This is a genomic window from Occallatibacter sp., assembly GCF_049802275.1.
Lineage (GTDB): Bacteria > Acidobacteriota > Terriglobia > Terriglobales > Acidobacteriaceae > Telmatobacter.
Genome location: NZ_JBARMD010000392.1, coordinates 1 through 9,230, shown reverse-complemented (window position 1 = coordinate 9,230; position 9,230 = coordinate 1). Strand labels below are relative to the sequence as shown.

The window sequence follows — 9,230 nt, the reverse complement described above, 5'->3', positions numbered from 1 at the left end:
AGTGTTTGCGGTCACGGGAGTCTGCGAGAAGCAGATCCTTCGCTCCGCTCAGGACATGCTCTGGGACACCCAACAACAAACGCTGTCATCCTTGCTACGCGTCGCCCGAAACCCACGTGTCATCCTGAGCGACACACGCTTGGGGCCCCGCAGACCGAAGGTCTGTGGGGTAAGTGTCGCGAAGGATCTGCTTTTCAAAAACCATTGAATGATCTCGACTGCAGGTAATCGGTTCCCGAAATTCCGCCGAAATTTCTGTAATCGTGCATCTGCGGAATCGCCGACAAAAGCAGATCCTTCGCTCCGCTTAACCCATGAACGCTCTGCGTTCACAGTGCCCCAAGCTGCTCCGCTCAGGATGACACGGGCTGGGGTGGGTTGTGGTTTCCCTGGTCTCAGAAGCGAAATCCTTCAACTGCGCTCAGGACAGATTCTGGGCACCGGCCCGCCTAATTCAACTCAGTGACACCGCACCGGGTAAGATATTGCGCGGTCCGGTCGAACTCCTCAGGAGAGCTTGTTGGATCCATCGCGTTGCCCCTAGGAACGAAAATTACCATTCCTTTCCGTGCCCTAGTCAACAAGACACGGTATGCGTTTCGGCGGTAGATTCTCTTCTCTTCACTCCTGATGGCGGTCCATTTGGTTGAACTGCTGTGTCGCAGAGCGCGGATTTGCCAACCACATGTCTCACCCCAAATAAAATCCCCACCCCAGCAGAGCCCGATCCAATCCAACTCCAAACCTTGAATTTCAAATTCAGTTGCGAAGACCTCGCAACGAAAGCTCGATCGCACATCGGATTCTTCTGCAAGGTACCAGTGCTCCCAAGGATAGTCGGCATGAAATGACGAATTGGGCTCTAAGCCCTCAGCTCTCAAACGTGCCGCTCCGGAAGAGCCTACCAAGCCGCACCTTTCGACCCCAATTGCCTGTTCTCTCAACCTCGTTCGAGTTTCGCCGAGACTCCGGGAAAGAAATATTGGAAACTTTTCGGTAACCTTGAGGCTTGCCGCCTCGTCGGATTTGCCGTCGAGCAAGAGATTTACCCAAGTTGCAAGTTGATCTGCGCGCAGGCTTCGATTTGAAGTTCGAAGATGCAAGGCAGAACTCGTTTGCACTTCCTTTTGTGTAGAACGGTCACTGAACAGGCGATGACCTGCAGTTGATTGGCCACCTTCCAGAACCTCCGGCGACGCATAGATTAGCCAATCTTTGGCGGCCCCGACCAGCGCTCTTCCCCATTCTTCGAGTCCTGCCTCGCCGTCATTTATCTCCTGCCCTCCCCCGACTAAAGCGACGACCATAGCCCAATCTTGATGTCGCTCCATAATGCGCAACAACATTTCGGGCTCAGAATAGTCACGCCGGAATTTTTTCATGTTCTGAGCGCGATTCCAGGCGCGTTGTGCCTCATCGAAGATGATGGCGTGATTTGAGGGTGGCCCTTGATTGTCTTCCGTGTGATACCGAGCGAATACATGGACATTCTCAATAAGGGTCTTTGCCTCTGCTCGGGCCTGCGGTGCATACGCGCCGCCTCGAATACTCTCTTGAGTGAACAAGTGCTGTAGAACTTGTACCAATGGACCATTGCCGCTCATGAAATGAATTGCGTCCGTTTTATTTTCATCAGAATGCGCGAGGCTCAGACCAACTAAAGTCTTTCCGGAGCCAGGAACGCCTGTCAGAAAGCAGATTGCGTGACGACTTTCGGTACGGGCACGATCTAAGCACTTTTGAACTGCTAGACGAACATCTTCAATCTCATTCTCAGATGCCTCAGAGTGCGCAATCTCGCGAATCGAAAGGCCGCTCCTCAGAGCTAGGGCCGCATCGAGAATGCTTGGAATGGGAAAATAAGGACTGTCATCCCACGAAATGATGGATGCTTGTTCCCGCGAAGTATCTTCAACGGCGACCAAAACGCCCGGCAATTCTTCCCATGAACTCCGAGCGACTGGCGAAATCCAATAGGTGGCCAGTTGAGGAAATAGTTCGCGCTGGTTCAATGAGTCGAGATTTATTTGATGCGTGTCTGACGACACGATGATCGGCACAATTCGGCGATCGGATGAGCCTTTATGAAAGTAGTGCAGAAGGAGCGCATACTCCTCGATTTGGCGCTTAGCGAGTGATGCAGCGGTTCCAGTCTTTGCTTCGATTACAACTATCGCATCCCTAATCAGAAGGACCGTATCAATGCGCATTTCTTTACGCGGGATCGAGAATTCGAGCAGCAAACCCCACAATCGCGCCGAATCCGACATAACAGCACAGCGATTTAAACAGGTTCGTAGAGAACTGAGATCGCGTTCCCACGTAAGTGTCTGGTCCGAATACTGGCTTGTGTAACCGCGATTTGCGTACGCAATTCCCAGATGGGCAAGTACGTGTTCATTGGTCTGTGCAAGGAACTCTTCTACGCTGGATCGATAGAAACATGTCATGTTGGTGGGTTAGTTGGCTCGCTGACCAGGCTATCACCCACCAAAAGGCTTACCCCACCAGCACGCCTTTCGCGAGCATTTGCTTGATGCCGCGGATGGCTTGTCTTGTTCGCTCTTCATTTTCTATGAGGCTGAAGCGCACGTGGCCGTCGCCGTAGTCGCCGAAGCCTATGCCGGGGCTGACGGCTACTTTGGCTTCGGTGAGTAAGAGCTTGGAGAATTCGAGCGAGCCTAAGTGCTGGTAGGCTTCGGGGATTTTGGCCCAGACGAACATCGTGGCTTTCGGAGATGGGACGGCCCATCCGGCGCGGTTCAGGCCTTCGATTAAAACGTCGCGGCGGCGGCGGTAGTTTTCGCGGATTTCGGTGACGCAGTCCTGCGGGCCTTCAAGAGCGAGAATGCTGGCTACTTGAATCGGCGTAAACGTGCCGTAGTCGAAATAGCTTTTCAAGCGGGCGAGGGCGTTGACGAGGACGGGGTTGCCGACCATGAATCCTACGCGCCAGCCGGGCATGTTGTAACTCTTCGACAAAGTGAAGAACTCGACGGCTACGTCTTTGGCGCCGGGAACCTGGAGGACGGAGGGCGGCTTGTATCCGTCGAAGCCGAGGTCGGCGTAGGCGAGGTCGTGGATGAGGTGAAATCCATATTCGCGGGCTAGGGCTACGAGGCGGGCGAGGAATGGCAGGTCGACGCACTGCGTGGTGGGGTTCGACGGGAAGTTGACGATCAGCGCCTTGGGGCGCGGTGTCATGCGCGGGATGATCGATTCCAACTCCGCTAAAAACTGGTCGCAGTCGTGGACGGGGACGCTGACGACGTGGGCTCCGGCAATCACCGGACCATAAATATGGATGGGGTAGCTGGGATTCGGAACAAGCACGGTGTCGCGCGAATCCAGAATCGCCAGGCACAAATGGGCGATGCCCTCCTTCGAGCCGATGGTGACGATGGCTTCGGAGTTGGGATCGAGGTCGACGTCGTAGCGCGATTTGTACCAGTTGCAGATGGCCTTGCGCAGGCGCGGGATTCCCCTGGAGACGGAGTAGCGGTGGGTGACGGGCTTCTGCGCCGCTTCGATCATTTTGTCGACGATGTGCTTGGGGGTGGGGCCGTCGGGATTGCCCATGCCGAAGTCGATGATGTCTTCACCGCGGCGGCGGGCGTTGACCTTTAGCTCGCCGGTGATGTTGAAGACGTAGGGCGGGAGGCGCTGAATGCGGCTGAACTCTTCCATGGCTTCCTCAAGTATGACAGTGGACAGTGAACCGTGGACAGGCACGCCAAAAGCGGGGCACCTGAAGTGGAACTGCGTGTCTGGATTGGGATGAGGTGGGGCGGAGTCTAGGCGGCGGGAGCCGCCGCAGCACCGGCCGCGATCGCGATGGCAGCGGGATGGTGGGTGTGCTGCATGGACTGATTATAGCCTGACCCCGTTGAGCAGATCTAAAGACGGAGGTCCTGGAAGATCGTGCTTTCCCACCCATTTCGCGATGAGACTGCGAAATGGATGGGGCACCCGGGATCGTGCGAATGGGGGATTCGAACCCAGGCCTCAGAATCGAGACCTCCACCCCACGAACGAAGACCTGCTCGCGGGGACCCCGAACCTGGGGCACCCAGAGTCGTGGCTGAAACCTGAGAGCTGATAGCTAGTCGCTGACTTTCAGCACTACGCGGAACCTTGCTTTGCCGGAGATCATTCGCTGGTAGGCTTCTTCGGCTTTCTCTAACGGGTAGGTTTCGATCATGGGTTTGACGCCGGTGAGCACGCTGAATTTGAGCGTATCCTCCGAGTCCATGCCGGTTCCGGAAGGCCAGCCGGCCACGGTGCGGCGACCGAGCAGCAGAGGGAATGGGTTGATGACGATAGGGCCGTCCTCGGGCGCTCCGACAACAATGAATTTGCCGTCGGGGGCGAGTCCGTCGATGACCCACTCGAGAGCCTTGGCGCTGGTGATGGTGGAGAGGATGATGTGGGCGCCGCCGATTTTCTGGAGTTCCTTGGCCGGGTCCTGCGTGGTGGTGTCGATGTAGAGGTGCGCGCCGAGTTGCTTTGCGAGCGGTCCTTTATCCTGGCCGCGTGCGACGGCGACTGTGCGGTAGCCGGCTTTGGCGGCGTACTGGATGGCGAGGTGGCCGAGTCCGCCGATGCCGACGATGACGACGGTGTCGCCGGTGCGGGCTCCAGAGTTGCGGAGGGCGTTGAAGGTGGTGATTCCTGCACAAAGCAGGGGGGCAGCATCGGCGTCATTGATGCCCTCCGGCACGAAGGCGAGGGCGTTGGCGGGGGCTATGACGTAGTCGGCATAGCCGCCGTCGTAGTTGATGCCGCTGATGGGCTGGTTTTCGCAGAGGATGAAATCGCCTCGCCGGCAGGGCGGACAGTAGTTGCAATGGCCTCCGTGCCAGCCCAGGCCGACGCGCTGTCCGGCTTTGAAGAGGGGGACGTCGGGTCCAACCGCATCAACGACCCCGGCGATCTCATGGCCGGGGGCGCGCGGGAATTGGATGCCGGGCCAATGGCCTTCTTTGGTGAGCGAGTCGCTGTGGCAAACGCCGCAGGCATGTACGCGAATACGGACATAACCGGGGCCGGGTTCGGGGAATTCTTTGGTTACGAGTTGGAACGCACCGCCGGCGGCGGGTACCTGCATGGAACGGCCTTTGACTGGTGGCATGGGGAACTTCTCCTGCGGCTTGGATGTGCCTGCCTGCGGCGGGTCGCAAAGTTTTGTGATTCCAGATCAGAAGGTGCCGGTGGCTTCAGCGAGCACGATCGCGGACTTGTGCGACGCTTGTTCGTAGTAGGAGACGAAGCGCTGCGGTTCGGCGGCCTGGTAGGGCGCGAGATTGTGCGCCCAGCGGAAACCGACAGGCTGGTACCAGAGTTCTGCGCGAATTTTATAAGGGCCGCCCTGCGCGGATTTGACGGCGTAGCGAACGCTCGCGCTGCCGCCAGTGAAATTGGGATCATCGTGAGCGGCGCCCACAACCGCGATGTCATGGTCCGCAGTCTGCTTGTCGAAACCTGTGGGCAGAATGCGATTGTCTTTCAGGTATCCGACTGCGGAGAGAAGACCAGTGGTGACGTGGCCCTGCGAGTCGCCCAGTATCGGCTCAAAGATTTCGACTTGTTCTGGACCGGTGATCTCGATGTAATGCGGTTCGAAACGAAGCGGGTCGGCGTCGTTGTCGTTGCCGGTAATGGAACCGTCAGGATTGAGCGCGCCTGATTCGAAGACAAGCTTGCCGGCGTTGTCGCGGACAGTAACATGCAGCCAGATGCGACGCGAGGGATAGGCGGTCGGCAGCTTGTGGCCCGTAAGATTCTCAACTTTGACTCGAAATGCGATGCCGTCCGCAGTCTTCTCGATCTGGAGCAAACTCAAACGGGCGGATTGTGTGCGGAGAAATTCCTGCGTCCGGTTTGTGGCCGTCTCAAGTTCTTGAGCCTGCGCGGAGACGTCGAGATCTTTGCGATGATCGTTGAGCATCTGTTCCATCAGAAAGTTGCCGCCGACGAATACGTGGCGGTGCATGCCGTCGCGCTTCGGTCCGTAGAGCGCGGTGACGGGCACTGCTTCGGCGACCGCCGGCATGTGGCATTCCTGGCAGGTTTGCCTGGTGCGGTAGTCGCTGTGCTCCCACTCCTGGAAGGGCATCTGTTCAGGCAACTGGCCGATGGGCTTGCCGCCAGGGCCTCGCGCGACGGTGTAGAGTGTGTGGCAACTGCCGCACAAGCCTGCGTCGCGGATGTGTGCCGCCTGCTGCGGAACAAAGCCGTTAGTTGAAGATCGCATCACGGTCTGGTGGCCAGCGTCGACCAGAAACGGTCCGTACTCCGGTCGATCATGGCGATTCGCTGCGCTTGCGACATCGACGTTGCCATTGAAAGTCTGCTTGGTACCGAGGCCCGTCTTCTCAACCTGGTGACACACGGAGCAAGTGACACCGTCTTCGGCAAATTTGTTCTTGTCGTGATCCTTGGTCAGCGGAAGGCGTGCGAATACCTCGGTCTCTCGGCCTTCAGCCTTGTCGATCAGGTGCTGCGCGGGCATGTGGCAGGTGGAGCATTCGTCCTGGATCGCCGTAGTGACATCGGGGTGGTCGATCGACTCGCGCCGCACGCTGCCCTGCCAGTAGGGATCGCGGGCGGAATTGGCCATGATGCTCGCGCTCCATTGGAAACCGATGGAGATGTCTTCGCCGCTGGGCGTTTTGAGGCCGTTATGGCACGCCACGCAGCGGGTAGAGTCGTGGAACTCGTCTTTGGCGTCGCGACGCGATGCGGCTTGCACCGGCTTCTCATGCGAGAGAGCGATGGCTGCGAGCAGCGCGCAAGAGGTGACGAGAGCAAGGCAAGCGTAGCGCATGTTCATCACCATCCATTCCAGAAGTGGCCTTCGGCCCAGTCCCATAAGATATAGAAATAGACCTGCGGGGTGCGGCCGGCCGTATTGGTGAAGGGTGTGCGCACGCCGATGTCCGCTCGAATGTGCTGTCGCGGGCTGACCGTCACCTGCATCTCGGGCATGACATCCCAGTTCGTTTTTGCGCCGTCCTGCAGGTCGCGAGTGGCGAGGAATTCCACCATTGGCGACCACTGGCGACCAAGGCGATGATCAGGCGCGAGGGTCTGGCCGAGTGTGGTGTACCAGAAAAGACTCTGCGGCGTGATATCCGGGTGGCGCGGGAGGTCGGCGCCCATCTGGAACTGCACCCAGGTGTTCGATCGGAAGAGCTGGTCGAAGGAGGCAAAGGGTTCGAATACGGTGGTGCCGTTCCCGCCGAGTTTCTGACTGCCCGTTGGCGGAAGAATGCCTCCCTGCAAAGCGAAGATGGAACCGGTGTGCAGATTCGAATACATCACCTGTTTCCAGGCGAAGGTGATGTCGCCGACGTGGCTGTTCCAGTTGTGATTCTGGTCCTGGTAGTCCCAGGGAACATCGACTTCCAACTGCCCCTTGCTGCCGAAGGCCTGTTCGTGGATAAAGTGTGTCTCAAGGCCGGGCGCGCCAGACGCGTTTACGGCTGTCGATATCACGAACTCGTCTTCGGGAAATGCCTTTTCCGTGACAAGTGCGCGGGGCAGGTTCAATTCTCCGCGCGGCCAGTGAGGATTGGGGCAAAACGTGCGCAGATAGGCTACGACGTCGTCGATCTGGTCGTTCGAGAGCAGGTCTTTGAACGATGGCATGATCGTAGAGAAGCCGTAATACGGTCCGCCGTACACAATGACGGCCTTCCATGCGGAGTTGGGCTCGGGCGTGGTCTGATCGCAACGGCTGAAATCGGGGAAAGTGTCGGGCCGCTTGAACGCGGTGCTCGCCTGGGGTGCTCCCTTGCCGTTTGCGCCATGGCAGGCGATGCAACCACCCTCGTAGATAGTTTTGCCGTTCTTTGCGTCGGGCTTGCGGCTATACGTCAAAGTCTGCGCAAGCAGAACGGAGCATGCCAGAAAAGGAACCATCGCAGACAAGCTCACCAACAGGCGTCGACGCACGAAACGCATTCCTCCGAACCAGACCTGGGGAGCAGAAGCCGAAGCCACACAGGCTTTTTAAAATCTGTGATGCGATTAGAACAAAGTCCGATGTTATTGCTGACGCAGATGACGAAATTGTCATCGAAGCTCGATGCTCCTGCGCCTCAGGATCGATGAATCGGGTGCACAAAGAACGGTGCAGATGATCGGATTTTCAAGAAATGAGCCGCACGATCGTTGGGCCAGATGCCAACATACGACCGCCACGCAAAACGCGGAATCAATGCCGGGTTCAAGGCGCGACGTTGGCGGTGGCTTCTGCGTGAGCGAGGACGAGAGTCGACTGTGCCGCGGCCTGGTCGAAGTAGTGTGTGAACCGCTGCGGCTCATCGGCTTTGTACGGAGCGAGATTGCGTGCCCAGCGGAAGCCGATCGGCTGGTACTCAAGCTCCGCGTTGACGTGAAAAGGACCGGCGGCGGTGGCGGGAATTTCGTAGCGTGTCGTGGCGCTGCCACCGGTGAAAGCAGGATCGTCGAGCGCCTTCCCTCGGACGGCGATGTCGGGGGAGGCCGTGCGTTTGTCGAATCCGGCGGGGAGAATGCGGTTGTCCTTGAGGTAGTGAGTTGTTGTGAGGAGTGCGGTGGTTACATGGTTCTGCGCGTCACCCAGAATAGGCTCGAAGATTTGCACCTCATCGGCCCCGGTGATGGTGGCGTAGTGGGGCGAATAGCGGGCGGTATCGGCGTCATTGAGGTTGCCTGCAATGGAGCCGTCTGCGTTGAGATGTCCGGACTCGAAGACTGCGTGGCCGGAGGAGGCGTCGGTAACGGTGACGTGAAGCCACGCGCGGCGCGATGGAAAAGCTGTGGGGAGCTTGTGGCCCGTGAGGTTCTGCACCGTAACGGCGAAGATGAGATGGCCTTTGGCGACGGCGACTGCGCTGAGGGAGAGATGCGCGGCCTGCGATTGCAGATAAGCGCGCGTCGCCGTCGATGCTGCGGTAAGCTCGGCCGGAGACGCGGCCACAGCGAGTTCGTCGTGATGCGCAACCAGCAGATCCTGCATGAAGAAGTTGGCGCCGGGGAAGGAATGACGGCGAACTCCATCACGGGGCAGGCTGCCGAGGGTTGCGTCGGGCGCAGGCTCAGAGATGGCGGGCATGTGGCAAGACTGGCAGGTTTGCTTGTCGTGGTAGTCGCTGTGCAGCCACTCGAGGTACGGCATCTGCTCGGGGAAGAGGCCGGCGGGCTTTCCTGAGGCGTCGAGGGTAGTGGTGTAAAGGGTGTGGCAC

Annotated in this window: 5 protein-coding genes and 1 pseudogene; all 6 read right to left on the bottom strand. The window is 58.5% G+C overall.

Features of this window, described 5'->3' with window-relative positions; all coding sequences use genetic code 11:
- Positions 1–449: 449 nt before the first annotated feature.
- Positions 450–2,243 carry a DNA/RNA helicase domain-containing protein gene (locus WA354_RS13760; protein WP_472813586.1) on the bottom strand — a complete coding sequence of 598 codons (1,794 nt, stop codon included), beginning with the start codon at positions 2,241–2,243 and terminating at the stop codon, positions 450–452.
- Between the two features lie 256 nt (positions 2,244–2,499).
- Positions 2,500–3,687, bottom strand: coding sequence for an alanine transaminase (alaC, locus tag WA354_RS13755; RefSeq protein WP_472813585.1), 1,188 nt, complete (start codon positions 3,685–3,687; stop codon positions 2,500–2,502).
- 415 nt (positions 3,688–4,102) lie between these two features.
- A complete protein-coding gene (locus tag WA354_RS13750) occupies positions 4,103–5,131 on the bottom strand; it encodes an alcohol dehydrogenase (protein WP_472813584.1) in 1,029 nt (342 codons plus the stop codon).
- Between the two features lie 66 nt (positions 5,132–5,197).
- Positions 5,198–6,832: a hypothetical protein gene (locus tag WA354_RS13745; RefSeq protein WP_472813583.1), complete on the bottom strand. Its 1,635-nt coding sequence runs from the start codon at positions 6,830–6,832 to the stop codon at positions 5,198–5,200.
- Complete coding sequence (locus WA354_RS13740) at positions 6,832–7,965, bottom strand: c-type cytochrome (RefSeq protein ID WP_472813582.1); 1,134 nt, start codon at positions 7,963–7,965, stop codon at positions 6,832–6,834. Before WA354_RS13740 ends, WA354_RS13745 begins: the two co-directional genes overlap by 1 nt.
- A 265-nt stretch (positions 7,966–8,230) precedes the next feature.
- Positions 8,231–9,230, bottom strand: a pseudogene (locus tag WA354_RS13735) (hypothetical protein); the annotation flags it as partial.